This is a genomic window from Rhodovulum iodosum (genome assembly GCF_041020385.1).
Taxonomy (GTDB): Bacteria; Pseudomonadota; Alphaproteobacteria; order Rhodobacterales; family Rhodobacteraceae; genus Rhodovulum; species Rhodovulum iodosum.
Genome location: NZ_JBEHHI010000003.1, coordinates 289412 through 315892, shown reverse-complemented (window position 1 = coordinate 315892; position 26481 = coordinate 289412). Strand labels below are relative to the sequence as shown.

Sequence of the window (26481 nt, the reverse complement as noted above, 5' to 3'; positions counted from 1 at the left end):
GACATGGCGTTCGAGACGATCACAAAGGCGCCGTCGGTCCGCGCGCACGCCGCGCTGACCGACGAGATACGCGAAAACTTCACCTGGGAAGACGCGCGGGCGATGCTCGACGGGCTGCCCGGCGGCAAGCTGAACATTGCGCATGAGGCGCTGGACCGGCACCTGCCCGACCACGGCGGCCAGACCGCACTGATCTGGCTGGGCAAGGACGGCGCCCGGCGCGAATTCACCTATGCCGACCTCGTGGCCGAGACCGCGCGCTTTGCCAATGTGCTGCACGCCAACGGGCTGAACATGGGCAGCAGGGTCTACGGGTTGATGGGCCGCGAGCCGGAACTTTACATCGCCACGCTGGGCACGCTCAAGGCCGGCTGCGTGTTCTCGCCGCTGTTCTCGGCCTTCGGGCCCGAGCCCATCCGCACCCGGATGGAGATCGCCGACGCCAATGCGCTGGTCACCACCGCATCGCTTTACAAGCGCAAGGTCAAGGCGTGGGCAGACGAGTTGCCCTCGCTGAAACTCATCCTGATCGTGGGCGACGAGGCGCCCGAGGGCTGCGTTGCGCTGAGCCCCGCGATGGCCGAGGCCTCGCCCGAGTTCGACACCGTCCCGATGGACCCCGAGGATACATCGCTGATCCACTTCACCTCGGGCACCACCGGCAAGCCGAAGGGTGCGGTGCATGTGCACGCCGCGGTGGCCTACCACGCGATGACCGGGCGCTACGCGCTGGAGATGCGGCCCGAGACCGTTTTCTGGTGCACCGCCGACCCGGGCTGGGTGACCGGCACCTCCTACGGCATCATCGCGCCCCTGGTGAACCGCACCACGATGATCGTCGACGAGGCGGAGTTCGACCTCGACCGCTGGTACGGCATCCTGCAAGACGAGGCTGTCGCGGTCTGGTACACCGCGCCCACCGCCATCCGCATGCTGATGCGGTCAGGCAAGGACGCCGCACAACCCTATGATTTCTCGGCGCTTCGCTTCATGGCAAGTGTCGGCGAGCCGTTGAACCCCGAGGCCGTGGTCTGGGGCAACGAGGTGTTCGGCCAGCCCTTCCATGACAATTGGTGGCAGACCGAAACCGGCGGCATCGTCATTGCCAACACGCTGGCGATGGATGTCAAACCGGGCTCGATGGGCAAGCCCCTGCCGGGCCAGGTTGCGACCATCGTGGAACGTGACGACGGGAGCGTGCGCGAACTGGGCCCGGGCGAAATCGGCGAACTGGCCTTGAGGCCCGGCTGGCCCTCGATGATGCGCGCCTACCTGCACGAGGAGGCGCGCTATTACAAGGCGTTTGCCGGCGGCTGGTACCTGACGGGCGATCTGGCGATGCAAGACGGCGACGGGTATTTCTGGTTCGTCGGCCGGGCCGACGACCTGATCAAGACCTCGGGCCATCTGATCGGCCCCTTCGAGGTGGAAAGCGCATTAATCGAACATGAGGCGGTCGCCGAGGCCGGCGTGATCGGCCTGCCGGATGAGACGGCGGGCGAGGTGGTGCGCGCCTATGTTTGCCTCAACCCCGGCTTTGAACCTTCTGAAGACCTTGAGAAATCCATTCGAGGGCTCGCGCGCAAGAAACTCGGCCCCGCGGTGGCACCCCGCGAGGTGCTGTTCCGCGAGAGCTTGCCCAAAACCCGCTCTGGCAAAATCATGCGGCGCCTCTTGAAGGCGCGCGAGCTGGGCCTGCCCGAAGGCGATATTTCCACGCTGGAGACCGATGAAAAATGACCGGCGACAAACCCCACCTGACCCGCCAACACGTGCTCGACCTGCTGCGCGGCATGATCCGTATCCGCAAGTTCGAGGACCGCTGTGCCGAGGCGTATACGAAAGAGAAAATCCGCGGCTTCCTGCATCTCTACGATGGGGAAGAGGCCGTGGCGACCGGCGTGATCCCGGTGCTAGCCGAGGGCGACCGGATCGTCGCCACCTATCGCGAGCATGGCCACGCGCTGGCGCGCGGCGTGCCGATGGACGCGGTCATGGCCGAGATGTTCGGCAAGGCGACGGGCAGCTCGGGCGGGCGCGGCGGCTCGATGCACATCTTCGACGCCAGCCACAATTTCTACGGCGGCAACGCGATTGTCGGAGGGGGTCTGCCACTGGCGACCGGCTTGGCGCTGGCCGACCGGATGCGCGGTGCGCCGCACGTCACCGCCTGTTTCTTCGGCGAGGGGGCGGCGGCCGAGGGCGAGTTTCACGAGTCGATGAACCTTGCCCAGCTTTGGGGCTTGCCGGTGCTTTTCGTCTGCGAAAACAACGGCTACGCCATGGGCTCGGCGCTGGAGCGCACCGAGGCGCAGACCGATATCGGCAAGAAGGCCGAGGCCTACGGCATGCAGTCCGCCCATGTCGACGGGATGGATGTGGTCGCCGTCGAGGTGGCCGCGCGCCGCGCGCTGGCCTCCATCCGCGAGACCGGCCAGCCCTTCCTGCTCGAGGCGCGCACCTACCGCTTTCGCGCCCATTCGATGTTCGACGCCCAGCTTTACCGCGACAAGGCCGAGGTCGAGCAATGGCGCGAGCGCGGCCCGATCCTGCGATTCCAGGGCTGGGCGATGGAGGCGGGGCTGATCCACGCCGACGACGTGGCGGCCCTTGAGACCGAGATCGACACCGAGATCGAGGCCGCCCTGCGCTTTGCCGAGGACAGCGCCTTTGAGCCGGTCGAGACGCTGACCCGCCACGTCATGGCCGAAGACCGCCCGGCGCCGCCCCCGCCCGCCGCCCCCTCGGGCGAGAGGGTGAAGATGACCCATCGAGAGGCGGTCAAACAGGGCATCCGCGATGCGCTATCGCGCGACGACCGGGTGTTTTTGATGGGCGAGGACGTGGGCGCCTATGGCGGCTGCTACGCGGTGTCGAAGGGGCTGATGGAGGAATTCGGCGAGGATCGCATCCGCGACACGCCGCTTTCCGAGTCGGGCTTTACCGGGGCGGGCATCGGCGCGGCAGCGGCCGGGATGCGGCCCATCGTCGAGGTGATGACGGTGAATTTCTCGCTGCTCGCGCTCGATCAGATCATGAACACGGCGGCCACCATCCGGCACATGTCGGGCGGGCAGTTCGGCTGCCCCGTCGTCATCCGCATGGCCACCGGCGCGGGCAAGCAACTGGCCGCGCAGCATTCACATTCCCTGGAGGGGTGGTTCGCCCATATCCCCGGACTGCGCGTGCTGACGCCTGCCACGCTGGAAGACGCGCGCGGGATGCTCTGGACGGCGCTCGAAGACCCCGACCCGGTGCTGATCTTCGAAAACGTGATGCTTTATAACCGCGAGGACGAGATCGACACGGGCGCGGGCCCGGTGGAGATCGACGCCGCGGCGGTGCGGCGCGAAGGCACCGACGTGACGCTGATCACCTATGGCGGTTCGCTCTACAAGACGCTCGACGCCGCCGAGGCGCTGGCGGGCGAGGACATCTCGGCCGAGGTGATCGACCTGCGGTCCTTGCGTCCGCTGGACGAGGAAACCATCGCGGCCTCGGTCGGGCGCACCCGCCGGGCTGTTATCGTCGACGAGGGCTGGCGCTCGGGTTCGCTCTCGGCCGAGATCGTGGCGCGGATCAACGAGCGCTGCTTCTGGTCGCTCGACGCGCCCATCGGGCGGGTCTGTTCCGAAGAGGTGCCGATCCCCTATCCGCGCCACCTGGAAGAGGCGGCAATCCCGCAGGTACCCGCCATCGTGGCGGCGGCCAAGGCCGCGCTGGGGAGGGGCTGATGGGCACCTTCGCCATGCCCTCGCTGGGCGCCGACATGGAGGCGGGCACGCTCGTCGAATGGCTGGTGGCCCCGGGCGACACCGTGAAACGCGGCGATATCGTCGCCGTGGTCGAGACGCAGAAGGGCGCCATCGAGATCGAGTGTTTCGAGGAAGGCGTGGTCGAGCGGCTGGAAGCCGAGATCGGCGCCGAACTGCCCGTGGGTGCACCCCTGGCGGTGATCCGCGGGGCAGGGGAGGCGCCGGCGGCGGAACCGGCCCCCGCCGCGCCCGCTGCACCTGTGGCCGCGGCGCCGGCCGAACCCGCGACATCCGCGCCGGCCCCCGCGCCGGCGCCTGCCGCCGTGACGGGCCTTGCCGCTTCGCCCGCCGCGCGGGCGCGGGCGGCCGAGCTGGGGCTCGATCTGGCCACGGTGAAGGGCACCGGCCCAGGCGGCGCCATCGTGCTGGCCGATGTCGAGGGGCCAGCGCCGGCGAGACCTGCGACGAAGGCCGCGGCCAAACCTGCCGACCGCATGACCGAGATGCGCAAGGCCATTGCCGCGGCCATGGCCAAGTCGAAGCGCGAAATTCCGCATTACTACCTGTTTCACAAGATCGACCTGCAAGCCGCGACCGACTGGGTGGCCGAGACCAATGCCGGCCGCCCCCCAGAAAAGCGCCTGCTGATGGGCGCGCTTCTGGCCAAGGCGACGGCGCTGGCCGCCGCGTCGTCCAAGATGGTGAACGGCCACTACGGGTCCGAGGGGTTCGAGAAATCCGACGCCGTGCATCTCGGCATGGCCGTTTCGCTCCGCGGCGGCGGGCTGATCGCCCCCGCGATCCTCGATGCCGAAACCCTGAGCCTCGACGCGATGATGGACGCGATCCGCGACGTGGTGGCCCGCACCCGCGCCGGGCGGCTGCGGTCGTCGGAAATGACCATGGGAACGATCACGCTCTCCAGCCTCGGCGAGAAGGGGGTCGAGGCGATGGCGGGCATCATCTACCCGCCGCAGGTGGCGCTCGTCGGTTTCGGCACGCCCATGCCCCGGCCCGTGGCGCTGGGCACCGAGGTTGCCTTGCGCGAAACCGTCACCGTCTCGCTCGCCGCCGACCACCGCGCCAGCGACGGCAGGCTCGGCGCCCGTTTCCTGGTCGAGATCGACCGATTGCTGCAATCCCCGGAGGCCCTATGACCGAAGATGAGATCCGTACCGCCTATCTTGGCTGCCTCACCGACGTGGCGCCCGATATCGACGCCGCCGATGTGGGCGGCGACGATCATATCCAGGACGATCTGGAGCTCGATTCGATGGATGTACTCAACCTCGTCGCCGCGCTGCACAAGGCGCTGGGCGTCGACATCCCCGAGCCCGACTATCCGCAAATCGCGACCGTCAACCTGGCCGTGCCCTATCTCAAGGGGCGGCTGGGGGCCTGAGCGGGCTGGACGCGGCGCGCGCTTCTTGGGACATCTCGGGCCATGATCACGCAAATCGCCATCGGTGCCGTCCTGATCCTTGCCACCGTCGTCATCGCCGCGTTGGCCTTCTGGCTGTCGGAGACGTTGGTGACCTGGGCCAGCCCTTGGCTGATCCGCCGTCCGCACCCGCCCAAGCTGGTGCTGGTGCTGGTGGCGGCGGTGCTGATGGTGCTTGGGGTGCTGACGCTGTCGGTCTGGGTCTGGGCCTTCGCCTTCGTGGCTCTGGGCGTGTTCGACGCGCTGGAACCGGCCGCGTATTTCTCGATCGTCGCCTTCACGACGCTGGGCTTCGGCGATGTTCTGCTGCCGATGGAATGGCGCATCCTCGGCGGCCTGACCGCGGCCAACGGGCTGTTGAACATCGGGCTTTTCACCGCGCTGCTGGTCGAGGCGCTGCGCCGGGTGCGGTCGGAACAGGTGCGCGGCGTGGTCGACGAGCGGTAAGGGCGCGCGCGTGACGCGATCCCCGCGCGCCGCTTCTTCTTGGTCGAAATACCCGGATTCGGCCGTCGCCGGTCCCGCGCCGTCGCCGGGTCTCAGCCCAGTTCGATGACGCGCCCGCCGGCGGCTGCCGCGTCCTCGCGGTCGTGGGTGACCAGCAGCACCGGCAGGCCCCGCGCCGCCGCGCGCGCGAAGACCAGCCGCCGCATCTGGTCGCGCCGCCCCGCGTCCAGCCGGGAAAACGGCTCGTCCAGCAGCAGCGCGCGCGGCTCGGCCAGCAGCATGCGCATCAGCGCCACCCGCGCCTTTTGCCCGCCCGACAGCGTATCGGGGTCGCGCGGACCAAAGCCCGCAAGCCCGATCTCGTCGAGCGCGGCCTCGATCCGTGCCGCCCGCTCCGCGCGGCCCCGCACCGAGGGCGGCAGCCCGAAGCCGAGATTGCCGGCGACCGAGAGATGCGGGAACAGCAGCTCTTCCTGAAACAGGATGCCCACCCGCCGCGCCTCGGGCGGCAGCGCGCCGATCTCGCGCCCGTCCAGCCGGATGTGCCCCCGCACGCGAAACGCCGGCGCCAGCGTGCCGATGATCGCGGCCAGCAGCGTGGATTTGCCCGATCCCGAGGGGCCCATAACGCTCAGCACCTCGCCCGGCGCCACATGGGCGTCGAGCGCGACCAGGGGCGCGTCGCCGTGCCAGACTTCCAGCCTGTCCAGTGCCAACCCGTCTTCTTGCATCACGCCCCCCTCAAGGCCCGCCGGTTGCGCCAGACCAGCCTCGGCGCGGCCAGCGCCAGCGCAAAGCCCGCGGCGGCCAGCGCGGTCTGTGCCAGCGCCGTCACCCCGATGATCCGCCGGTCCCCGCCCGAGGCCAACGCCACCGCTTCGGTCGTCAGCGTCTGCACCCGGCCCGCCCCGATCAGGAGCGTGGGCAGGTATTGCCCCACCGAGACCGCACAGCCGACCGCCGCCGCTGTCAGCAGCGGCGCCAGCAGCATCGGCAGCCGCACCGTCCACAGCACGCGGGCCGGGCCCGCCCCCAGTGCCGCGGCCACCTGGGCGTGGCGCGCGTCCCAGGCCCGCCAGGGCGCCGCCAGCGACAGAAAGACATAGGGCAGCACGAAGACCAGGTGGCCCAAGATCACCGCGCCGCGCCCCATATCGGCGCCGGCGACCAGCGCAAAGGTCTGCAATCCCGGCAGGAACGCCACCTGTGGCACCAGCAGCGGCAGGTACAACAGCCACAGGCTGCGTGCGCCCGGGCTGAGGCCGAAGCGGTGCTCGGCCTCCAGGCAGGCGACGGTCAGCGCCAGCGCCATGCCCGTGGCCGCTGCCGCGATCACGATCGTCTCAACGGTTGGGCCGGCCAGCGCCGGGGCGTGGCGCAGCCAGCTTTTCGTGCTGAGGGCGTCGGGCAGGATGTCGGGAAAGCCCCAGAAACCGGCCACCGACCAGACCGCCAGCCCCAAAAGCCCGCCGATCACCGCCAGCGCCGACAGCGTTGCCAGGGCCAGCCCCGCGGCCTGCAACGCCCCCTCGCCGTGGCGCCGTCGCCCGGCCTCGGCCCAGCGCCGGCCGAGCGCGCCCAGGCCCAGCTCGCCCAGGCGCCAAAGGCCCAGTGCCGCGATCACCAGCGCCAGTTGCGCCGCCGCCCCCGCCGCCGCCAGAAAGCGCAGCGAAAGGTCGGGGTCGGCCATCCAGCGCACCACCTGCACCGCCAGCGGCGGCGGCGTGCCCGGCCCGAGGATGATCGCAACGTCGACCACCGTCATCGAATAGGCCAGCACGGCGTAGACCGGCAGGCGCACCTGTGCGTAGACCGCCGGAAAGACCGCCTTCAGCCAGCCGGTCACCCTGCCGTAGCCCAGCGCGCGCGCCAGGGTCAGCCGCTGCGCGGGCCGGGCCTGGGGCAGGGCGGCCAGGGTCATCAGGAACAGGAACGGCACCTCCTTGGCCACCAAGCCCATCACCATGGCCAGGCCCCAGGGATCCTGCACGATCAGAAGGTCCGGCGGGCGCATCCAGCCGGTGGCCCAGGGCGACAGCGCCCGCGCGATCCAGCCGGAGGGCGCGATCAGGAAGGCAAGGCCGAAAGCCGCCGCCGCATGGGGCACCGCCAGAAGCGGCGCAAGCGCGCGTTCCAGCGCGGCGAAGGCCCGGCCGCCCTGCCAGCCGGCGACGAAAAGCGTGACGATACCCAGCGACAGCGCCGTGGCCGCCAGCCCCGGCACCACCGACAGCCAGAGCGCCCCGGCCAGCCCCGGCCAGCCCGCCAGCGCCTTCAGCGGCCCCAGTCCGGGCGTGCTGCCGCCCAGCGCCGGCAACACCCCGATGGCCGGCAGCAGCGTGCCGACCAGCCCGGCCAGAACCGGCCCCAGCATCAGGGCGAGCGTCAGCGCCGGGGCCAGGCGCAAGGGGCGCATCGGCCTCAGTCGCCGGTGCCGTAGCGCGCGGTCCAGTCCGCGGCGATGCGGGTCGTCCACGAGGGGTGCGGCTCGGGCAGGGCCGGGCCCAGTTCCTCGGGCGCGAGCGTGGCGATGCCCAGCTCCAGCGCGTCGAACCGCGCACGGTCCTGCGGGCTCAGCCTGTCGAGATCCAGCACCGTGCCGTAGCCCAATACGGCCGGGTCCTGCGCGCGGGCCTGCGCCTCGGGCGACAGCAGGAAATTGGCCAGCACCATGGCACCGGCCTTGGCCGTCGCGTTGTAGGGGATCGCCACGAAGCTGGCGTTGCCGATCGTGCCGCCCTCCAGCACATAGGTGCGTACCGTGTCGGGCAATTGACCATTGGCAATGGCCGTCGAGGCCTCGCCGGGTGAAAACGAAATCGCGAGGTCGATCTCGCCATCGGCCATCAGCTGCAATTGTCGCGGGCCGGTCTGCGGATAGGCCCGCCCCTGTCGCCACAGATGCGGCGTGAGATCGTCGAGAAACGCCCAAAGCGGCGCGGTGACCGCGTCGTAATCGGCGCCCTCCGCCGGGCCTTGCAGGATCGCGGGGTCATCGGCCAGCCCGTAAAGTGCCTGTTTCAGAAAGGTGGTGCCCAGGAAATCGGGCGGCTGTGGGTAGGTGAAGCGCCCGGGGGTCGCCCGCGCCCATTCCAGCAACGCCGGCATCGTGCGGGGCGGCTCTGCCAGCCGGGCGGTGTCGTAATAGAACACCACCTGCGCCATCGCCCAGGGGCTTTCCAGCCCCTCGGTGGGCACTGTGAAATCCGAGACCACGGCGGGTTTGCCCGCGACATCGACATAGGCCCAGTTGGGCAACTCCTCGGCCCAGGGCCCGTAGAGCAGCCCGGCCTCCTTCATCGCGGCAAAATTGGCCCCGTTGATCCAGATCAGGTCAATCGCGCCGCCGGTATCCTTGCCGGCGCTCTTCTCGGCCAGAACCCGGCTGACCGCGTCGCCGGTGTCGGCCAGCTTCACATGCTCGACGGTGACGCCTAAGCGTTCATTCGCCTGCCGCCCGGCCCAGCGGATGAACTCGTTCGTGGCCGTCGCCCCGCCCCAGGCGTTCCAATAGACGGTCTGGCCGCGCGCTTCGTCGAGGACGGCGGGCCAGTCGGCCGGGTCGGGGTCGGCCCAGGCGGGCAGGGCGAGCGAGATGAGGGCGAAGAGTCGGGCGAATGCGCGCATCGGGCAGGTCTCCTTGCGAAACTCCTGCCGCGGTTATGCCCAATCTTCCGGCGGAAACGAAACCGTTGTGATGAAAAACAGCGTGACTGGCGCGTTATGGTGACGTGCGGCGGGTGGTAAGGGCGGATTTGGGTATTTCGGCCAAGAAGAAGCAGCGGGCGGACTTCGCCTATCCTCGCAGAGCGCTCATTTTCTTCTGGCTGCAAATATCCCCGCCGGAGGCGCGCGTCCGCCCAGCGGGCGCGCCGGGCCCAAGTCCGGCCAGGCGGGCAACACGCCCGCGCGGGCCGGGAGCGGGCGCGCCCGGCCTCAGGCGGCCAGGCGCGGGGCGGTCTTTCGTTCTTCCACCAGCACGCCGTGCAGCGCGCGGATCGCGTCATCCATGCGTTCGCGCGGGACGACGAATTGCGCGTCGACATCGCGGGTGGTCTGCTGCAGCGCGACCAGGTCGATATCCGCCGCCTCGAGCGCGGCAAGCCCGCGCGAGAGCACCTTGAGCCCCGACAGATCGCGCCCGATCGCGGCCACCACGGCGAGGTTGCGCGCGCTCAGGCTGGCGGTGGGGTAGAGCTCTTCGAGGTCGCGTTCGACCCTGCGCACCGATTTCAGCGGCGCATCGAGGTAGTGGGTGATCGTGTTGGCGTTCGAGGTCTTGGCCACGATCCGCACCTTGTGGCGCGTCAGCACGTTCAGGATCGCGGTGTCGTAGCCCTTTACGCCCACCATGTCCTGTTCGAAAAGCTCGAGCGCGTAGACGCCGAGCCCGGTGATCATCTCGACCCGGGGCGTCTCGGCCGCGGTCTCGTCGATCAGCGTGCCGGGGTCATGTGGCTCGAACGCGTTGGTGACGCGCAGCGGGATGCCCGCCTGGCGCAACATCTTGGCGGCCTTGGGGTGCACCGCCTCCATGCCCATGTTCGACAGTTGGTCGGCCACATCATAGTTGGTGTGCCCGAGCTTGACCACGTTCTCGGCGCCCACCGTCTTGGGGTCGGCCGAGGAGAGGTGGAACTCCTTGTGGATGATCGCCTCGCCGGCGCCGGTCAGTGCCGCGATCTTGGAAAACGTCACCTCGGAATAGCCGCGGTCGAACTCGTTCATCAGCCCTTCGGTGCACTGGGCATAGCCGGTCACGATCGGCATTTCGCGGGTCAGGTCAACGTCGCGCAGGCCGGCGACGATCCGGTCCTCGAGGCTGTATTCACCCTCGTCGCGCCAGCCCGAGAGGTCGACGAAGCGCGCGTCGACGCCGAACCGGCGCAACAGCGTGGCGGTGACGAAGGCCGAGTGGGCCTCGCCCAGCCCCGACAGCAACTCGCGGATGACCGCCATATGCTGCGAAAGGCGGAAATGCCCGTAGGAGCAGAGCCTTTGCAGGTCGATCAGGCAGGACCGCGCGCCCTCGATCCGCTCGCGCACGAAATCGTCGGCGGCGGCGACGTCGCCGGGGTGGTCCAGCACCTCTGCGTGCGCCTCGCGCATGGCCGCGGCCACGTCGTTGAGCTTGTCCGACCAGCCAAGCTCGTTATCGGCGTTGGAAAACAATGCATAGACGCCGGGCTCGCCCGACTTCTTGTGTTCAAGAAGCAGGTTGGTTACGCCGCTGAAGGCCGACACCACGAAGATGCGGCCGTAAAGGTCGTCGCCCTCTCGGTCGCCGATGAACAGCGTTTCAGAGAGCTCGTGCAGGCGGCTCATGGAGGTGCCGCCGATCTTCTCGACGGTGTGGAATTGCTTGGTCACTGTCATGTCGCCGCCCGGGTTGGCCCCGGGGGCGCCTCTTTGAGAGATTATTCCGCGGCGGTGTCGGCGGGGGCGTAGGAGCCGTCCTCGCGGTGCACCTCGGTGCCGGTCACCGGCGGATTGAAGCAGCAGGCCATCACGAGGTCTTCGTCGGCCCGCAGCGTGTGCTTGTCGTGCTGGTCGAGCGCATACATCACGCCGGGCTTGATCTCGAACGTCTCGCCCGAAGCGAGGTCGGTGATCGCGCCGCGGCCCGAGATGCAATAGACGCTCTCGAAATGGTGCTTGTAGTGAAAGGTATGCTCGGACCCGGCGTAAAGCGTGGTGATGTGGAAGGAAAAACCCATTCCGTCATCTGCGAGCAGCATCCTGACCGACGTCCATTGCGCGTCGGAAACCGCGCGGTTGGTGTCTTTCAGCTTGTTGAAGTCGCGTACGATCATTGGGTTACTCCGCAGCCATCATTGGTTGGGGGACCAGCGCCTCCACGGCGCGGTCGAGGATGTCGAGACCCTCTTTGAATTGCTCCATCGGCGTGGTGAGCGGTGCCAGCACCTTCACCACTTCGTCGTCGGCGCCCGACGTTTCGATGATCAGGCCCTTGTCGAAGCATTCGGCGCAGATCCGGCCGGCCAGCTCGCCCGAGCCCACGTCGACCCCGCGCATCATGCCGCGGCCCTTGATCCGGGCGCCACCAATGCGTTCGGCGATGATGTGAAGGCGTTCTTCCAGAACCTGGGATTTCAGGGCGATCTGGTTGCGCAGCCGGTCATCGGCCCAGAATTTCTCGAGCGCGACCTTGGCGGTCACGAAGGCATGGGTGTTGCCGCGGAAGGTGCCGTTGTGCTCGGCCGGCTTCCAGATGTCGTGCTCGGGGCGGATCAGCACGCAGGCAAAGGGCAGGCCGAAGCCCGAGAGCGATTTCGCCAGCGTCACCATGTCGGGCTCGACGCCCATGTGGTCGAAGCTGAAGAAGCTGCCGGTGCGGCCCATGCCCGCCTGGATGTCGTCGACGATCAGCAGCGCGCCGTGGTCCTTGGCGATCTGCGCCAGCCCCTGCACCCATTCGGCCGAGGCGGCGTTGAGCCCACCTTCGCCCTGCACCAGTTCCACCACGAAGGCCGCGGCGGGCTCGATGCCCGAGGAGGGGTTGTTCAGCATGGTCTCGATATAGGCCAGCGTGTCGACATCCTCGCCCAGCGCGCCCTCGTAGGGCATGCGGGTCACGTCGTTCAGCGAAACGCCGCCGGCGCCCGCGCGCTTGCCATGGTTGCCGGTCAGCGCCAGCGCGCCCAGCGTCATGCCATGAAATCCGTTGGTGAAAGAGATCACGTTCGTGCGGCCGGTTACCTTGCGGGCCAGCTTGATCGCCGCCTCCACCGCGTTGGTGCCGGTGGGGCCGGTCATCATGACGCGGTGTTCCATGCCGCGGGGGCGCAGCACGTGATGCTCGAAGCTTTCGAGGAAGGCGGCCTTGGCGTCGGTATGCATGTCCAGACCGTGCGCGATGCCGTCGCGCGAGATATGCTCGATCAGCGCGGCCTTCATGTCGGGGTCGTTATGACCGTAGTTCAGCGTCGAGCAGCCCGAGAGAAAGTCGATGTAATCGCGCCCCTCGGCATCGGTCAGCGTGCTGCCCTGAGCCTTGGTGAAGCTCACCGGAAAGCTGCGGCAATAGCTGCGCACCTCGGATTCACGGCGCGCATAGATGTCGTGTTCGGCTGTCTTGGCAGTCGACATTTTAAAGTCCTTTGGTGTCTGTGAACGTCGGAGCATGATGGCAGGCCCGTTAGGCGGCCAGGCGCAACTCTTCGGCCAGGGTGATGGTCACCATGTATTCGGTATCATGGCGGCCTTCGAAATGAGCATCGCGGGTGAAATGCGCGTCGTGCTCGAGCCGCGCGCCGAGGCGGCGGGCGAAACTCTTGAACAGGCCCCAGGATGCCTCGTTGTCGCGGGTGATCGTCGTTTTCAGGCGGAACACCTCGGCACAGGTGTCGCGTTCCAGCAGCTCGGCCAGCATGCGCCGGCCCAGGCCGTGGCCGCGGGCCTTGTCCGACACGGCGACCTGCCACACGAACAACGTTTCGGGATCGTTCGGCAGAACGTAGGCCGAGATCCAGCCCACGATATCGCCGTCCATCTCGGCGACGATGCAGGTGTCGCGGAAATGGTCGCACTGGATAAGGTTGCAGTACATCGAGTTTTCGTCGAGCGGCTTGCAATCGCGCACGAGCGACCACACGGCAGAACCGTCTTCGCCGGTCGGCATTCTGAATGCAATTTTGCCCGCCTGGGCGGTCGAAAGGGTGGTCATCGGCTTGATCTTCCTGTCCACTGCTCTGGTTGGCACTGATATATAGTTAGCCTTCATAAGTTTCAAGAGGCTAAGTTCTTGGGCGAAAAAAATGGTCATCTGATGAAAATATGAACATATTCGGGCAGCGCTGCGCTGACGTCATTAACTTTTTACCTGAATTTCGTTCGGGTTATATTCGACTCGCTAACTGTAAGTTCTTGCGCAACCGAAGGATTTAGGGAATGGGGAGAGCAATCTCCGGCAACGGGACGAGGTGATGAGGTGAAACGCTCGGATATCAGCTTGATCGCGTTGCGGCGCATCCTGCGCGCGACCGAGCTTTACGGCCGTGAACTGGCCAAGGCCGCGGGGCTGACCGCGGTACAGATTCGCGTGCTTCAGATCGTGGCCGAAACGGGAATCAGCACGCCCAAGGCCATCGCCTCGCGCATGGGCGTTTCGCAGGCGACGATGACCACGCTGATCGACCGGCTGGTGGCCAAGGGGCTGGTCGAGCGGCACCGGTCGCAGACCGATCGGCGGCAGATGAACATCCTGATCTCGGACGCGGGGCGCGAGGCGATCGAACGCGCGCCCGATCCGCTGCACGACCGCTATGTCGAGGCGTTCGACAAATTGCCCGACTGGGAACAGGCGATGATCGTCGCCGCGCTGGAGCGAGTGGCCGGATTGCTGAACGCCGGCAATCTCGACGCCTCGCCGGTGCTGGATTTGGGCGACATCAAGAAAAGCCCGCCCTCGGGTTGAGGGCCGGGCGCTCAGATCAGCCGGGGCTCGGGCTGGGACGGCCGGTCGGCCAGCCCAAGCGCATCGACGAGATCGGGTATCCTGTCCTTGAAGCGGAAAAAGCCGTGCGTGGCGTGGGGCCAGGCGCGCGCATCGAAAGCGCGCAGCGCACGGTGCAGCGCGATGCCGTCCTGTTCCAGCCGGTCCAGCGCGGCGGCGACGGGGCCGACGGGGGCGTAAGGGGTGACGAGGCCCGCCAGCTTTTCCTGCCGCGCCCAGCGGGCGATCTCTGCCGGGTCGTCGGTCACCGGGCCGAGGGCGCCCAGCCGGCCGGCGTGGCGTGCGACCGCATCCTCGGCCAGCGCCTTGGTAAAGCCCTCGACCGCCGAGGCCACCGCCAGCGGCGACCGCCCTGCGGGCGATAGCAGAACGGCGCTGGCGCGCGGCGTCAGCCCCTCGGCCAGCAGCCAGCCGGGCGAAAGATCCTCTTCGGTCAGCAAAAGCCCGATGGGGGTTTCGGCGGGCAGCGGTGCGGGGACCGGTGCGGCCTGCCGGGGCGGGTGCGGCGGCCCGTCGAGCGGTGCGGCGCCGGTCGCCAGTTCGGCCCCCGGACGGAACCGGCCTTCGGTGTAGCGCGCGATATTGTCGGGTCGGGCGAGGTAATGCTTGCCGTGCGTTTGCAGCCCGGCCACCCAACGCCAGGACAGCGTGTTCGAGGCCGGGTCGCCATCGAGCAGGTGGCGCAGGAAGAAATCGGCTCCCAATTCCCAGGGCAGGCGCAGGGTGAAAATCCAGATCGAGGCCGCCCACATGCGCGCGTGATTGTGCAGATACCCGGTCTCGGTCAGTTCACGCGCCCAATGGTCGAAGGCCGCGATGCCCGTTGCGCCGGTACAGGCGTCTTCCCAAGCCCGGCGCAGCCCGGCCTCTGTCTGCACCCGGTTCACCGCGTGGCGCAGGCCGCGGCGGTAGTCGGCCCAAACCGCGGGCCGCATCTCCAGCCAGCCTTTCCAGTAGGTCCGCCAAAACACCTCCTGCACGAATTTCCCGGACGCCTGCGCGCTGTGGCGGGCCAGCACGGCGCGCAGCACCTCCTCTTCGGTGACGGCCCGATGGCGCAGCCAGGGCGACAGCGTCGAGACATCGGCGTGCCCCTCGGGCCCGAGGTCGTAGTTCCGCCGCGCGGCATAGGCGCGGCCCGCTTTCGGCACGAACGCCTTGAGCCGGTCGAGCGCGGCGGCGCGGGTGGGCGCAAAGGCGGGCGGCATCGGCGGGCTCCGGCGCAAGGGTGCGCGGCAAGCTATGGCGCGGCCCGCTCGGGTCAAGCGAGCAAGGAAACCGCCGGGCCGCCCTTGCAGCGCCCCGGACGCACAACTAAGACTCTTTCGAACCCAAGGGGGCAGGCCGCCCCCCACATATCTGAAGGCAGGCGCACATGAACGACCCTTACGAGCATTTCATGAACAACCTCGTGCCGATGGTGGTCGAGCAGACCTCGCGCGGCGAGCGGGCCTACGACATCTTCTCGCGCCTGTTGAAAGAGCGGATCATCTTCATCACCGGGCCGGTGCATGACGGCATGTCCAGCCTGATCGTCGCCCAGCTTTTGCACCTCGAGGCGGAAAACCCGACGAAAGACATCTCGATGTACATCAACAGCCCCGGCGGCGTGGTGACCAGCGGTCTGTCGATCTACGACACGATGCAATACATCAAGCCCAAGGTCTCGACGCTGGTGGTGGGGCAGGCGGCCTCGATGGGGTCGCTTCTGCTGGCCGCGGGCGCGCCCGGCACGCGCTTTTCGCTACCCAATTCGCGCATCATGGTGCACCAGCCCTCGGGCGGCTACCAGGGCCAGGCGACCGACATCATGATCCACGCCCAGGAGACGCAAAAGCTGAAGGACCGGCTGAACCAGATCTACGTCAAGCATACCGGGCAGGACATCGAGACCGTTGTAGACGCGCTGGAGCGCGACAATTTCATGGACCCCGAGACCGCCAAGAAATGGGGCCTGATCGACGAGATCGTCGAAACCCGCGGCGCCGCTGCCGAAGGCGAAAGCTGAACGCGCGGCAACACCTGACAGCGCCCGGTGCCGAAACCGGAATTTGGCGTTGTGCCCGGAAAACACCTGCCCTAGGCTGGCCGGAAGGGTGGCGCTCAGTATGCGCGCTGCGCCCGGCCCAGCCCGGTGTCCGAACGACAAGCCCTAGAGGATCGAGATGGCGAACAACTCAGGCAGCGACTCAAAGAACACGCTTTACTGCTCGTTCTGCGGCAAAAGCCAGCACGAGGTGCGCAAGCTGATCGCCGGGCCCACCGTGTTCATCTGCGACGAATGCGTAGAACTGTGCATGGACATCATCCGCGAGGAGACCAAATCCTCGGGATTGAAATCTGGCGACGGGGTGCCCAGCCCGAAAGAGATCTGCGACGTGCTGGACGATTACGTGATCGGTCAGGCCCATGCCAAGCGCGTGCTCTCGGTCGCCGTGCACAACCACTACAAGCGGCTGAACCACGCGGGCAAGACGGATATCGAACTGGCCAAGTCCAACATCCTGCTGATCGGCCCGACGGGCTGCGGCAAGACCCTTTTGGCGCAGACGCTGGCGCGCATCCTCGACGTGCCCTTTACCATGGCCGACGCGACCACGCTGACCGAGGCCGGCTACGTGGGCGAGGATGTCGAGAACATCATCCTGAAGCTGCTTCAGGCCAGCGAATACAATGTCGAACGCGCCCAGCGCGGCATCGTCTATATCGACGAGGTCGACAAGATCACCCGCAAGTCGGACAATCCCTCGATTACCCGCGACGTGTCGGGCGAGGGGGTGCAGCAGGCGCTGTTGAAAATCATGGAAGGCACCGTGGCCAGCGTGCCGCCCCAGGGCGGGCGCAAGCATCCGCAGCAGGAATTCCTGCAGGTGGACACCACGAACATCCTGTTCATCTGCGGCGGCGCCTTCGCGGGTCTGGAAAAGATCATTGCCCAGCGCGGCAAGGGGTCTGCCATCGGCTTTGGCGCCGATGTGAAAGAGAACGACACCCGCGGCGTGGGCGAGATGTTCAAGGAGCTTGAGCCCGAGGACCTGCTGAAATTCGGCCTGATTCCCGAATTCGTCGGCCGTCTGCCGGTGATCGCCACGCTGCAGGACCTCGACGAGGGCGCGCTGGTGCAGATCCTGACGGAGCCGAAGAACGCGCTGGTCAAGCAGTACCAGCGCCTGTTCGAGCTTGAGGACACCAAGCTGACCTTTACCGACGACGCGCTTTTGGCGATTTCCAAGCGCGCCATCGCCCGCAAGACGGGCGCCCGCGGCCTGCGGTCGATCATGGAAGACATCCTGCTGGATACGATGTTCGACCTGCCGGGCATGGAAAGCGTCGAAGAGGTCGTGGTGAACGAGGAATCGGTGAGTGCCGACGCCGCGCCGCTGATGATCTATGCCGATCAGAAAAAGGAAGGCGCGACGGCGGGCTGAGGTCGCCATGCGCCGCCTGATCTCGACCGGCTCGCCCTTCGAGGAGAAGATCGGCTATTCCCGGGCCGTCGTTTGTGACGGCTGGGTGTTCGTCGCGGGCACCACGGGCTACGACTATTCCACCATGAAAATGCCCGCCGATGCGGCCGTGCAATGCGCCAACGCGCTGTCCACCATCGAGGGCGCCTTGAAAGAGGCCGGTGCCGGGCTCGACGACGTGGTGCGCGTGCGATTTATCCTGCCCGACCGAGACGACTGGCCGCCTTGCTGGCCGGTGGTCTCGCGCGCCTTCGCCCGCGCCCGGCCCGCGTCCACGATGCTGGTCGCCGCGTTGCAGGAACCCGAGATGAAAATCGAGATCGAGGTCACCGCGCGGCTGCCCGGCGCGGCCTGACCCGCCCCGCCATGCTGCCGCGTTTACAAATGCCGCGCATGCGCTAGGACAGGAACAAGACCCCCGAAAAGGCCGCGCCCCACATGAGCCCCATCGAAGACCACCCGCTGCGCTACATCCTGACGAACGAATTGCACGCGCGGCCTTTCCCGGCGATCGCGCCGCCCTGCCACGCGGCCTATCTGGCGATCAAGCCGCCGCGCGACGCGGTCAACCGCGACCGCAACATCGATCGCGCGCACCTGCTGGATTTGCTCGACAGGTTTGGCGCCCAGCACCCCAAGCCCGGCGCGACCCATTTCTTCGGCCCGATGGGTCGGCACAAGATCAAGTGGGAATCCCATGCCGAGTTCGTGACCTACACGATCTTTATTCCCGGCGTGGGCGAGCGCCCCTTCGACTCGGCGGCGTTCGAGGTGTTTCCCGAAGACTGGCTCGCCAAGGCGCCGGGGTCCCGGCTGACCTCGGCCCTGATCCGGGTCGAGCAGCTGAAAGAAGCCAAGGAGGATATCAACCGGCGCCTTGCCGACTGGTTCGCCCCCGACAGCCTGGCCTGTTCGTCGATTCTCGACGATTGCGCGGTGATGGCCACCGATTTCCGGATCGACAGCGCCGGGCACATGCGGTTCGCGCTTTTCGTGCGCCCCGGCGCGGGCGAAAGGCGCGTCGGCCGGATCGTGCAGCGGGTCAGCGAGATCGAGACCTACAAGGCGATGTCGATGCTGGGCCTGCCGCGCGCGCAGCAGCTGTCGGCGCGCATCGCCGAACTCGACCCCGAGCTGACCGACCTCGTGGGCGAGATGACGACCGGCGGGCGCCAGCCCGAAGAGACGCTGAAGGGCCTGCTGGCCATCTCGGCCGAGCTGGAAAACCTGTCGGCACAGTCTGCCTTCCGGTTTTCCGCGACCTCGGCCTACGAGGCGATCGTGCACCAGCGAATCGAGGTGCTGCGCGAGGTGCGATTTGAGCATCGCCAGACCTTCCGCGAATTCATGATGCGCCGCTACGACCCGGCGATGCGCACCGTTAAATCGACCGAATTGCGGCTGCACGCGATGACCGACCGCGGGGCCCGCGCGGCGAACCTGCTGCGCACGCAGGTCGACGTGGAACGCTCGGCGCAGAACCAGAAGCTGCTGGCCAGCATGGACAAGCGGGCCGACATGCAGCTGCGCCTGCAACGCACCGTCGAGGGCTTGTCGGTGGTTGCGATCAGCTATTACGCGGTCAGCCTGGCGTCCTACGTGGTCTACCCGCTGGCCGACCCATTGGGGCTGAGCAAGGGCATCCTGACCGCGGCGATCACCCCCTTTGTGGTGCTTCTTGTCTGGCTGATGATCCGGCGTATCCGACGCGAGATCGACCATTGAGGGCGGTCTCGGTGGCCAGCGCGCCGCCGGCGATGGCCAGAACGGCCAGGATGGTCGAGACGCCCAGCGTCGGGATGCCCGCCAGCCCCGCGCCCACGGTGCAGCCGCCGGCCAGTACCCCGCCCGTGCCCATCAGCACGGCGCCCGCCAGGTAGCGACCGGTCTGGCCCGGGCCTTCGAAGCTCTGCCAGCGGAACCGGCCGGCGGCCAGCGCCGAGGCCGCCGCGCCCGCGACCACCCCGCCGATCAGCCCCACGCCGAACCCCGGCGCGATGGCGGTCGAGGCCGCCGACCAGAAGAGGGTTTCGGCCGCGGGCCCGGTGAAGGCCAGGCCGGCCAGCGGGATCGGGTCGAAATCGTCATAGAGAAGAAAGCCCGTGCCGAGCCAGGCGGCGGGCACCAAAAGACCCAAAAGCGCCGCCAGCGCCAGCCGGCCCCGACCCGCGCCCGAGCAGCAGGCCAGCGCGAAAGCGCCGGCCGCGATCAGGGCCGCCCATGTCAGCGCCCCGCCCGGCAGGGCGGCAAGGCTGCCCCCGAGGGGCAGGGTGACATCAGACAGCGCGACGCGCAGGGGCGCCAGGACGCCCTTCAGGGTGGCATGGGCCACCAGCGCGGCGACGAGCAGGACGAGCGCCGCCCGCAGATTGCCGCTGCCGGTCAGCACGGTCAGCCGCGAGAGGCATCCGCGCGCCAGCACCATGCCCGCGCCGAACATCGCGCCACCGGCCAGGATCGCCAGAACCGGCAGGTCGCTGGCAAGAAAGCGGTGCCCGCCAAAATCGACCAGCCCGGCAATGGCCGCGCCCTGGGTGCCCAGCACGGCGGTGCCGAGCGCGGCCATCCACAGCCCCAGGGCCGGGCGGCGCGTCTCTGCGCGGCCAGTGACGGCGCGGCGAAAGCACAGCCCGGTCAGCTCGGCCAAAAGCCCGAAGGCGAGACCGATCATGAGCCCCAGCCAGGGGGCCGCCTGCGGGGCGGTTAAGTTCTCGAAGCCGAAACTTTCGAACATGGGCGCGTCTCCTTGGATATAGCGCCCTGTTGCGCCAGACCGGGGCGGCGATCAAGCCCGGCGCCGGGCAGGCGGCGGCGGCCGGTGAGACCGATGTTCGGGGCGGTTATGCGTGGTGAAAACACCGGTTTCGACAGCGCCGCGCCTGCGGCACCGGCGTTCTGCACCCGGCGCGGAACGGAGGTGATCGTTCTTATTCCCGGTCGGGCCGCGGGCCGCCATCCCGGGTCGCGCACGCGCTTGGCCCGCGCGCTTCAGCGCCCCCGGATTCGCGGGTCGAGCGCATCGCGCAACCCGTCGCCCATGTAATTGACGCTCAGCACCGTCAGCGAGATCGCGAGGCCCGGCCAGATCACGCGCTCGGGGTATTGCTGCAGGTAATCGGTGGAGTCGAACAAAAGCCGCCCCCAGGTGGGAAAGTCCGATGGAAAGCCGAGGCCGAGGAACGACAGCGCGCTTTCGGTAATAATCGCGTTGGCGATCCCCAGCGTGGCCGAGACCATGATCGGCGACAGCACGTTGGGTAACACGTGCCGGGTGATCATCCGATGCGAAGGCGTGCCGATGGACCGCGCCGCCAGGACGAATTCGCGCTCTTTCAGTGCCAGAACGTCGCCGCGCACGATCCGCGCGGTCTGCATCCACGAGGTGATCCCGATCACCCCCACGATCAGGATGAAGATGCCGCCCTCGGGGCCGAAGGCCGACCGCAAGGCATCGCGGAACAGCATGATGATGACCAACAGCAGCGGCAGCAGCGGCAGCGCGAGAAAGAGGTCGGTCAGCCGCATCAGAATGCCGTCCAGCCGCCTGAAATAGCCCGCGAGCACGCCGATGAACGTGCCCACGACCAGCGACAGTGCCATCGCCGCCACGCCCACGGCCACCGAGACCTGCCCGCCGGAAAGCATCCGGGCCAGCGTGTCGCGGCCCAGTTGGTCGGTGCCGAAGGGGTGGCCGAGGCTCGGGCCCTGATTGCGGGCGCGGATGTCGATATAGGTCGGGTCGATCGTCCAGATCAGCGGGCCGATGGTCACCGCCAGCAGGATGAAGACGAAAAACGCGGCCCCCATCAGCGCGCCCTTGTGGGTCTTGAACTGGTCCCAGACGTCCAGCCACTGGTTGCGCGGCGGGCGGATGATCTCGGTCTCTTCCACGGGCATGTCAGTCATAGCGGATCCTCGGGTCGAGCAGGCCGTAGAGGACATCGGCGACCAGGTTGAAAAGCACGATCAGGACCGCGAAGATGAAGGTCAGCGTCTGCACCGTGGGCACGTCGCCGCCCTGGATGGCGATGATCAGGAGCTGCCCGATACCGTTCACCTTGAACACCTGCTCGGTGATGATCGCGCCGCCGAAAACCGTGGGCACCCCCAGTGCTATGACGGTGACCACCGGGATCATCGAGTTCCTTAGGACGTGGACCAGCACGACAACCTGTTCGCTCAGCCCCTTGGCCCGCGCGGTGCGCACGTAGTCCTGGTTGAGGTTGTCCAGCATCGAGGCGCGCATGAAGCGGCTGATCTGCGCGGCGTTGTAGAGCGCCAGCACCGCCACCGGCATGATCATCTGCTTGACCTGAACCCAGAAACTGGCGAGGTCGGTCACCTCGTGCGTGGTGTCGTAGATCGAGGGGAACCAGCCGAGCTGGACCGAGAAGATCACGATCAGCAGCACCCCGGTAAAGAAGGTCGGAACCGAAAAGCCCGCCATCGACACGAAGGTGCCCACCTGGTCGAACCAGCTATATTGCCGGTAGGCCGAGACGATGCCGATGGGCAGCGCGATCAGCACGCCGATGATGTAGGACGTGCCCACCACCCACAATGTCTGCGGCATGCGCTGCACGATCAAATCGGCCACGGGGCTGCGCGTTTGCCAGCTGAGGATGCGCTGCATGTCGTCGGTGGCCAGCGACCAGCCAAACGCCTGGTCCAGTATGTGGAGCGGTTCGTAGACGAAAAATTGCCGGAGCCACAGCAGGTAACGCACCAACAACGGCTCGTTCAGCCCCAGCGATTCGCGGATCTGCGCGCGCACCTCGGACGGGATGGACAGCGGCAGGTTGGCGGTGGGGTCGCTGGGGGCCAGCGTGACCACCAGAAAGATGATCAGACTGATGAACAAAAGCGTCGGTATCGCGATCAGCAGACGGCGGATCGTGTAAGTGAGCATCTTGCGGCGCCTCGGGTCAGAAGTCTGGGGCGGGGCGCCCCGGTCGGGGCGCCCCGAAGGTTCACTCGATGCGGTACCAGTCGGCCACGTTCCAAAGCTCGCTGTCCCAGGTGTTCAGCACGACACCGCCCAGCGTGTTGGAATGCGCCGACACGCGGCCGCGGTCGACCAGAGGCAGGATCACGTATTCCTGCATCAGCATGTCGTTCATCGCCTTGGCCAGCTCGGCACGCTCTTCCAGAGCGCCGGTCACGGCCATCTCGGCCACCAGCGCGTCATAGGCCTCAGAGCAGTAGCGGTTGATGTTGTTGCCCTGCCACTGGGTCTCGGGGCTGGGGATTTCCTTGCACAGCCAGTTGGCCATGTAGGATTCCGGGTCGGTTCCGTCGAAGTTGTTGGCGTACATTTCCACGTCGGCGTAGAACTTCTGGAACGTGTCCGGGCTGCCCGGATCGCCGCCGAAGAACACGCTGGCGTCGATGTTGCGCAGCTCGGTCTCGACCCCGATTTCCTCCCACCACTGCTTGATCAGGGCCTGAAAGTCCTGGCGCACGGCGTTGGTCGAGGTCTGGTAGAGCAGGCTCAGCCGGACGCCGTCCTTGGCGCGCACGCCGTCGGGGCCGGGCACCCAGCCGGCCTCGTCCAGCAGTGCCTTGGCGCGCTCGATATCCTGCACCAGGCAGCCGTCGTTGGCGGTGGACTTGTAGATTTCCGGCGCGGGCAGCACGTTGCACGTGGGCCGGCCGGCGTCGCCATACCCGATTTCCACCAGAAGCTCGCGGTCGATGGCCATCGACAGCGCCTGGCGCACCGCCATGTCGGTCAGGAAGGGGTGCGGTGTATCGACGGTCGAGCGGCGGTCGCCCAGTTCGGGCGAGGGATCGGTCATGTTGATCAGGATCCGCTCGACCAGCGTGCCGAAGCCCGACACGATCTTGCCATTGCCGGCCGACACCATGTTGGCCAGAACATCGGGCGCCAGTTGCAGGTTCCACGCATAGTCGAACTCGCTGGTTTCCAGCACCGAACGGCCGGCCGCCGTCGCGTCGCCGCCGCCCTTGAACAGGACAGAGGCGAAAGCGGGCTTTTCGGGGTCGCGGTAGTTGGGGTTGGCCTCCAGCTGGATCACGTCATTGGGCCGGAAATCGACCACGGTGAAGGGGCCGGTGCCCTGCGGTTTGAAGTTGGCGTCGGTGCATTCGGGCGCCTTGGCGCCCAGGCACTCGGCGAATTGCGCGGCCTGGATGACCGGCGCCTGCGCACCCACGAAGGGGCCGTAGGGGAACGGCTTGGCCACGCCGAACCTGACGATGACGGTCAGCTCGTCGGGCGTCTCGACATCAACGACGTCGTTGTATTTCTCCGACTGGGCGCAGCCGCCGCCCTCGGCGGTGCAGTATTCCCACGAAAATTTCACGTCGGCCGAGGTGACTGGCGAGCCATCGGCCCATTTCAGCCCCGGCTTCAGTTTCCAGGTGATCGAGGTCAGGTCTTCGGTCACCCCGCCGTTTTCGACGGTCGGGATCGTTTCGGCCAGCCACGGCACCATGTTGCCGTCCTGGTCGTAGCGGGCAAGCGGCTCTAGCACGAGGCTCGCCGCCTCCAGGTCCTTGGTGCCGCCCGAGAGATAGGGATTCATCGTCGAGGGCGCCTGCCAGTAGATGATGTTCACCTGGCCGTCGCTGCCCCGCTCGGCCATCGCGGCGGGCGCGAAGGCCAGCGTCGCGGCGGCGCCCAGAAGCGCGTGTCTCAGTTTCATGTTACCTCTCCTTGTTGGTCGCTCGGACTTACCTCTTGCGCCGCCGGTTCGCCGGCGGTCCGGGTTTGTTGAATGTCGTGCAGGTGGCAGGCGGCATAGTGGCCCGGGACCACCTCGCGGAATTCGGGGTCGATCTGGCGGCAGATATCCATCACCTGCGGGCAGCGGGTGCTGAAATTGCAGCCCTTGGGCGGGTTGGCGGGCGAGGGAACGTCGCCCTTGAGGATGATGTGCTCGCGGCGGGTCTCGATATTGGGGTCGGGCTCGGGCACGGCCGACAAGAGCGCCTGGGTGTAGGGATGCATCGGCGCGCCATAAAGCGCGTCGCGCGGCGCAAGCTCCACCACCTTGCCCAGGTACATCACCGCCACGCGCGTCGCGATATGGCGCACCATCGACAGATCGTGGCTGATGAACAGGTAGGTCAGGCCGAATTTCGACTGCAGATCCTCCAGCAGGTTGACCACCTGCGCCTGGATCGAGACGTCGAGCGCGGCGATGGGCTCGTCGCAGACGATGAATTTGGGGTTCAGCGCCAGCGCGCGGGCGATGCCGATCCGCTGGCGCTGGCCGCCGGAAAACTCGTGCGGGTAGCGGTTGGCAAAGTTGCGGTTCAGCCCCACCGCGTCCATCAACTCGTAGATGCGGTCCAGCTTTTCGGGTTTCGACAGGGCCGTGTGCTCGTCCAGCGGCTCGCCGATGATGCGGGCGACGGTCATGCGCGGGTTGAGGCTGGCCTGCGGGTCCTGGAACACCATCTGCATCTTGGGCCGCCTGGCGCGCAAGAGCTTGTACCCGGCATCGCCTATCTCTTCGCCGTCGATGCGGATCGAACCCTCGGTGATGTCGTAAAGCCTGAGCACCGCCCGGCCGCAGGTCGATTTTCCGCAGCCGGATTCGCCAACCAGCCCCAGCGTCTCGCCCTCGTAGATGTCAAAGCTAACATCGTCGACGGCGCGCACCTCGCCCAACCGGCGGCGCAGGATGCCGCCATGGATCGGGAAATACATCTTAAGGCCGTTGACCTCGACCAGCTTGCGGCGGGGGGCATCAAACATCGCGCGGGGCCTCTCGCTCGGCATCCCAGAAACAGGCGGCGTCGTGACCTGGGCCAACGGGCACGCGGGCCGGGTTTTCCCGTGCGCAACGGTCGAAGGCATGGCTGCAGCGGGCACGGAAGGGGCAGGCGCGCGGCGGCGCCGACAGCACGGGCGGCTGGCCCTCGATCACCTTCAGCCGGGGTGCGCGCGCGCCTTCCAGGTGCGGCACGGTCTGCAACAGCGCGCGGGTATAGGGGTGCTGCGGATTGGCGAAGAGCTCCTTCACCGGGGCCTGTTCCACCACCTGGCCGCCATACATCACGATCACCCGGTCGGCGATGCCCGCGATCACCCCCAGATCGTGCGTGATCCAGATCACCGCCATGCCGAGGCGCTGTCGCAACTCCTTCATCAGTTCGAGGATTTGCGCCTGGATGGTGACATCCAGCGCCGTCGTGGGCTCATCCGCGATCAGCACCTCCGGATCGCAGGCCAGTGCGATCGCGATCATCACCCGCTGGCGCATGCCGCCGGAAAACTGGTGCGGGTAATCCTCCAGCCGCCGGTCGGCGTCGGGGATGCCCACCAGGTCCATCAACTCGACTGCGCGTTTGTGGGCGGCGGACTTGTCCATGCCCATGTGCTTTCGTAACGGCTCGCGTAGCTGGTAGCCCACGGTAAAGACCGGGTTGAGGCTGGTCATCGGGTCCTGGAAGACAAAGCCGATGCGCGCCCCGCGCAGTGCGCGCAACTCTTTCTCGCGCACCTTCAACAGGTCGCGTCCGCCGAATTCCACGCGGCCTGCGCGCACCTCGGCCGGCGGCGAGGGCAACAGCCCGATCAGCGACATCATCGTCACCGACTTGCCCGAGCCGCTCTCGCCAACGACGCCCAAAAGCTCGCCCGGTTGGAGATGAAAACTGACGGAATTGACCGCATGCACCTCGCCCGTGCGGGTGCGGAAGACGGTCTGCAGGTCCCTCACATCGAGGACGGGCGCCGCCCCATCGGGCATGGAAACTCCCTGAAGCAGAATTCTTTCGGCCTTTTTTACCTGCGTCAAAGCCGTCCGGCCCGCAGGGATTAAAAAAATTGTTATCACGAAAAACCCACCCGGCAACCTTTTCCTGCGCGCATCGCCTCAGCTCGGCCGGACCGGTCGGCGCGGCGTTGATAGCTTGGGCATT

General features: G+C 67.3%; 24 protein-coding genes. 10 read left to right on the top strand and 14 right to left on the bottom strand.

The features are described from left to right. Nucleotides 1–3: 3 nt before the first annotated feature. Genes acsA through Ga0609869_RS15520 form a run of 5 tightly spaced genes read left to right on the top strand, consistent with a single transcriptional unit; the run spans nucleotide 4 to nucleotide 5643 of the window. Nucleotides 4–1740, top strand: a complete 1737-nt coding sequence (acsA, locus tag Ga0609869_RS15540) for an acetate--CoA ligase (RefSeq protein ID WP_125404776.1) — start codon at nucleotides 4–6, stop codon at nucleotides 1738–1740. Continuing rightward, the gene (gene pdhA / locus Ga0609869_RS15535) at nucleotides 1737–3734 is read left to right on the top strand and encodes a pyruvate dehydrogenase (acetyl-transferring) E1 component subunit alpha (protein WP_125404778.1); all 1998 of its coding nucleotides are present in this window, start codon (nucleotides 1737–1739) and stop codon (nucleotides 3732–3734) included. The genes acsA and pdhA overlap by 4 nt, the downstream gene beginning before the upstream one ends. Then, complete coding sequence (locus Ga0609869_RS15530; RefSeq protein WP_369022872.1) at nucleotides 3734–4912, top strand: dihydrolipoamide acetyltransferase family protein; 1179 nt, start codon at nucleotides 3734–3736, stop codon at nucleotides 4910–4912. The genes pdhA and Ga0609869_RS15530 overlap by 1 nt, the downstream gene beginning before the upstream one ends. Continuing rightward, on the top strand, nucleotides 4909–5157 hold the full coding sequence (locus tag Ga0609869_RS15525) for an acyl carrier protein (protein ID WP_125403324.1): 249 nt from the start codon (nucleotides 4909–4911) through the stop codon (nucleotides 5155–5157). The genes Ga0609869_RS15530 and Ga0609869_RS15525 overlap by 4 nt, the downstream gene beginning before the upstream one ends. A 42-nt stretch (nucleotides 5158–5199) precedes the next feature. After that, nucleotides 5200–5643 (top strand): ion channel, encoded by a 444-nt coding sequence (locus Ga0609869_RS15520; protein WP_125403323.1) that lies wholly within the window; start codon nucleotides 5200–5202, stop codon nucleotides 5641–5643. Between the two features lie 92 nt (nucleotides 5644–5735). On the opposite strand, the gene Ga0609869_RS15515 is transcribed toward Ga0609869_RS15520, so the two are convergent. From Ga0609869_RS15515 to ectA, 7 genes are all read right to left on the bottom strand, one after another. After that, nucleotides 5736–6374, bottom strand: a complete 639-nt coding sequence (locus tag Ga0609869_RS15515; protein ID WP_125403322.1) for an ATP-binding cassette domain-containing protein — start codon at nucleotides 6372–6374, stop codon at nucleotides 5736–5738. Then, nucleotides 6374–8059 (bottom strand): ABC transporter permease, encoded by a 1686-nt coding sequence (locus Ga0609869_RS15510; RefSeq protein ID WP_125403321.1) that lies wholly within the window; start codon nucleotides 8057–8059, stop codon nucleotides 6374–6376. The genes Ga0609869_RS15515 and Ga0609869_RS15510 overlap by 1 nt, the downstream gene beginning before the upstream one ends. Nucleotides 8060–8064: 5 nt before the next feature. Then, entirely contained in the window at nucleotides 8065–9270 is a 1206-nt protein-coding gene (locus Ga0609869_RS15505; RefSeq protein WP_125403320.1) for an ABC transporter substrate-binding protein, read from the bottom strand. Nucleotides 9271–9579: 309 nt separating this feature from the next. Continuing rightward, nucleotides 9580–11019 (bottom strand): aspartate kinase, encoded by a 1440-nt coding sequence (locus Ga0609869_RS15500; protein ID WP_125403319.1) that lies wholly within the window; start codon nucleotides 11017–11019, stop codon nucleotides 9580–9582. Between the two features lie 41 nt (nucleotides 11020–11060). After that, nucleotides 11061–11456, bottom strand: a complete 396-nt coding sequence (locus Ga0609869_RS15495) for an ectoine synthase (protein ID WP_125403318.1) — start codon at nucleotides 11454–11456, stop codon at nucleotides 11061–11063. Between the two features lie 4 nt (nucleotides 11457–11460). Beyond that, entirely contained in the window at nucleotides 11461–12753 is a 1293-nt protein-coding gene (gene ectB / locus Ga0609869_RS15490; protein ID WP_125403317.1) for a diaminobutyrate--2-oxoglutarate transaminase, read from the bottom strand. Between the two features lie 49 nt (nucleotides 12754–12802). After that, a complete protein-coding gene (gene ectA, locus Ga0609869_RS15485; protein ID WP_245972090.1) occupies nucleotides 12803–13285 on the bottom strand; it encodes a diaminobutyrate acetyltransferase in 483 nt (160 codons plus the stop codon). A gap of 309 nt (nucleotides 13286–13594) precedes the next feature. Between ectA and Ga0609869_RS15480 the strand changes: the two genes are divergently transcribed. Then, nucleotides 13595–14080: a MarR family winged helix-turn-helix transcriptional regulator gene (locus Ga0609869_RS15480; protein WP_125403315.1), complete on the top strand. Its 486-nt coding sequence runs from the start codon at nucleotides 13595–13597 to the stop codon at nucleotides 14078–14080. Between the two features lie 11 nt (nucleotides 14081–14091). On the opposite strand, the gene Ga0609869_RS15475 is transcribed toward Ga0609869_RS15480, so the two are convergent. After that, nucleotides 14092–15327 carry an FAD-binding domain-containing protein gene (locus Ga0609869_RS15475; RefSeq protein WP_125403314.1) on the bottom strand — a complete coding sequence of 412 codons (1236 nt, stop codon included), beginning with the start codon at nucleotides 15325–15327 and terminating at the stop codon, nucleotides 14092–14094. A 167-nt stretch (nucleotides 15328–15494) separates the two neighbouring features. Here Ga0609869_RS15475 and Ga0609869_RS15470 point away from each other — a divergent pair, with 167 nt between their 5' ends. The 4 genes from Ga0609869_RS15470 (at nucleotide 15495) to Ga0609869_RS15455 (ending at nucleotide 19311) form a co-directional block, all read left to right on the top strand. After that, nucleotides 15495–16127 carry an ATP-dependent Clp protease proteolytic subunit gene (locus Ga0609869_RS15470; protein WP_125403313.1) on the top strand — a complete coding sequence of 211 codons (633 nt, stop codon included), beginning with the start codon at nucleotides 15495–15497 and terminating at the stop codon, nucleotides 16125–16127. Nucleotides 16128–16284: 157 nt separating this feature from the next. Beyond that, nucleotides 16285–17547, top strand: coding sequence for an ATP-dependent Clp protease ATP-binding subunit ClpX (gene clpX / locus Ga0609869_RS15465; RefSeq protein WP_125403312.1), 1263 nt, complete (start codon nucleotides 16285–16287; stop codon nucleotides 17545–17547). A 7-nt stretch (nucleotides 17548–17554) separates the two neighbouring features. Further along, nucleotides 17555–17941, top strand: coding sequence for a RidA family protein (locus tag Ga0609869_RS15460; RefSeq protein WP_125403311.1), 387 nt, complete (start codon nucleotides 17555–17557; stop codon nucleotides 17939–17941). Nucleotides 17942–18024: 83 nt separating this feature from the next. Beyond that, entirely contained in the window at nucleotides 18025–19311 is a 1287-nt protein-coding gene (locus Ga0609869_RS15455) for a DUF3422 family protein (protein WP_125403310.1), read from the top strand. On the opposite strand, the gene Ga0609869_RS15450 is transcribed toward Ga0609869_RS15455, so the two are convergent. The 6 genes from Ga0609869_RS15450 to Ga0609869_RS15425 all read right to left on the bottom strand — a co-directional run bounded on the left by Ga0609869_RS15450 (nucleotide 19244) and on the right by Ga0609869_RS15425 (nucleotide 26309). Next, on the bottom strand, nucleotides 19244–20320 hold the full coding sequence (locus Ga0609869_RS15450) for a YeeE/YedE thiosulfate transporter family protein (RefSeq protein WP_125403309.1): 1077 nt from the start codon (nucleotides 20318–20320) through the stop codon (nucleotides 19244–19246). The two genes, Ga0609869_RS15455 and Ga0609869_RS15450, sit on opposite strands and share 68 nt — an antisense overlap. A 254-nt stretch (nucleotides 20321–20574) precedes the next feature. Further along, nucleotides 20575–21492 carry an ABC transporter permease gene (locus Ga0609869_RS15445; RefSeq protein ID WP_245972088.1) on the bottom strand — a complete coding sequence of 306 codons (918 nt, stop codon included), beginning with the start codon at nucleotides 21490–21492 and terminating at the stop codon, nucleotides 20575–20577. Then, nucleotides 21485–22495 carry an ABC transporter permease gene (locus Ga0609869_RS15440; RefSeq protein ID WP_125403307.1) on the bottom strand — a complete coding sequence of 337 codons (1011 nt, stop codon included), beginning with the start codon at nucleotides 22493–22495 and terminating at the stop codon, nucleotides 21485–21487. The genes Ga0609869_RS15445 and Ga0609869_RS15440 overlap by 8 nt, the downstream gene beginning before the upstream one ends. A gap of 61 nt (nucleotides 22496–22556) precedes the next feature. Then, nucleotides 22557–24254 (bottom strand): peptide ABC transporter substrate-binding protein, encoded by a 1698-nt coding sequence (locus tag Ga0609869_RS15435; protein ID WP_125403306.1) that lies wholly within the window; start codon nucleotides 24252–24254, stop codon nucleotides 22557–22559. Then, nucleotides 24251–25312, bottom strand: coding sequence for an ABC transporter ATP-binding protein (locus Ga0609869_RS15430; protein ID WP_125403305.1), 1062 nt, complete (start codon nucleotides 25310–25312; stop codon nucleotides 24251–24253). Before Ga0609869_RS15430 ends, Ga0609869_RS15435 begins: the two co-directional genes overlap by 4 nt. Beyond that, the gene (locus Ga0609869_RS15425) at nucleotides 25305–26309 is read right to left on the bottom strand and encodes an ABC transporter ATP-binding protein (RefSeq protein WP_125403304.1); all 1005 of its coding nucleotides are present in this window, start codon (nucleotides 26307–26309) and stop codon (nucleotides 25305–25307) included. Before Ga0609869_RS15425 ends, Ga0609869_RS15430 begins: the two co-directional genes overlap by 8 nt. Nucleotides 26310–26481: the final 172 nt, after the last annotated feature.

Bases quoted from the DNA above. Each gene is read 5' to 3' on its own strand.
- Ga0609869_RS15525 (WP_125403324.1), top strand. From the start codon at position 4,909: ATGACCGAAGATGAGATCCGTACCGCCTATCTTGGCTGCCTCACCGAC.
- Ga0609869_RS15430 (WP_125403305.1), bottom strand. From the start codon at position 25,312: ATGTTTGATGCCCCCCGCCGCAAGCTGGTCGAGGTCAACGGCCTTAAG.
- Ga0609869_RS15435 (WP_125403306.1), bottom strand. From the start codon at position 24,254: ATGAAACTGAGACACGCGCTTCTGGGCGCCGCCGCGACGCTGGCCTTC.
- Ga0609869_RS15500 (WP_125403319.1), bottom strand. From the start codon at position 11,019: ATGACAGTGACCAAGCAATTCCACACCGTCGAGAAGATCGGCGGCACC.
- Ga0609869_RS15455 (WP_125403310.1), top strand. From the start codon at position 18,025: ATGAGCCCCATCGAAGACCACCCGCTGCGCTACATCCTGACGAACGAA.
- pdhA (WP_125404778.1), top strand. From the start codon at position 1,737: ATGACCGGCGACAAACCCCACCTGACCCGCCAACACGTGCTCGACCTG.
- Ga0609869_RS15450 (WP_125403309.1), bottom strand. From the start codon at position 20,320: ATGTTCGAAAGTTTCGGCTTCGAGAACTTAACCGCCCCGCAGGCGGCC.
- ectB (WP_125403317.1), bottom strand. From the start codon at position 12,753: ATGTCGACTGCCAAGACAGCCGAACACGACATCTATGCGCGCCGTGAA.
- Ga0609869_RS15460 (WP_125403311.1), top strand. From the start codon at position 17,555: ATGCGCCGCCTGATCTCGACCGGCTCGCCCTTCGAGGAGAAGATCGGC.
- Ga0609869_RS15505 (WP_125403320.1), bottom strand. From the start codon at position 9,270: ATGCGCGCATTCGCCCGACTCTTCGCCCTCATCTCGCTCGCCCTGCCC.
- Ga0609869_RS15520 (WP_125403323.1), top strand. From the start codon at position 5,200: ATGATCACGCAAATCGCCATCGGTGCCGTCCTGATCCTTGCCACCGTC.
- clpX (WP_125403312.1), top strand. From the start codon at position 16,285: ATGGCGAACAACTCAGGCAGCGACTCAAAGAACACGCTTTACTGCTCG.
- Ga0609869_RS15530 (WP_369022872.1), top strand. From the start codon at position 3,734: ATGGGCACCTTCGCCATGCCCTCGCTGGGCGCCGACATGGAGGCGGGC.
- Ga0609869_RS15440 (WP_125403307.1), bottom strand. From the start codon at position 22,495: ATGCTCACTTACACGATCCGCCGTCTGCTGATCGCGATACCGACGCTT.
- Ga0609869_RS15470 (WP_125403313.1), top strand. From the start codon at position 15,495: ATGAACGACCCTTACGAGCATTTCATGAACAACCTCGTGCCGATGGTG.
- Ga0609869_RS15445 (WP_245972088.1), bottom strand. From the start codon at position 21,492: ATGACTGACATGCCCGTGGAAGAGACCGAGATCATCCGCCCGCCGCGC.
- acsA (WP_125404776.1), top strand. From the start codon at position 4: ATGGCGTTCGAGACGATCACAAAGGCGCCGTCGGTCCGCGCGCACGCC.
- Ga0609869_RS15495 (WP_125403318.1), bottom strand. From the start codon at position 11,456: ATGATCGTACGCGACTTCAACAAGCTGAAAGACACCAACCGCGCGGTT.
- ectA (WP_245972090.1), bottom strand. From the start codon at position 13,285: ATGCCGACCGGCGAAGACGGTTCTGCCGTGTGGTCGCTCGTGCGCGAT.
- Ga0609869_RS15425 (WP_125403304.1), bottom strand. From the start codon at position 26,309: ATGCCCGATGGGGCGGCGCCCGTCCTCGATGTGAGGGACCTGCAGACC.
- Ga0609869_RS15515 (WP_125403322.1), bottom strand. From the start codon at position 6,374: ATGCAAGAAGACGGGTTGGCACTGGACAGGCTGGAAGTCTGGCACGGC.
- Ga0609869_RS15510 (WP_125403321.1), bottom strand. From the start codon at position 8,059: ATGCGCCCCTTGCGCCTGGCCCCGGCGCTGACGCTCGCCCTGATGCTG.
- Ga0609869_RS15475 (WP_125403314.1), bottom strand. From the start codon at position 15,327: ATGCCGCCCGCCTTTGCGCCCACCCGCGCCGCCGCGCTCGACCGGCTC.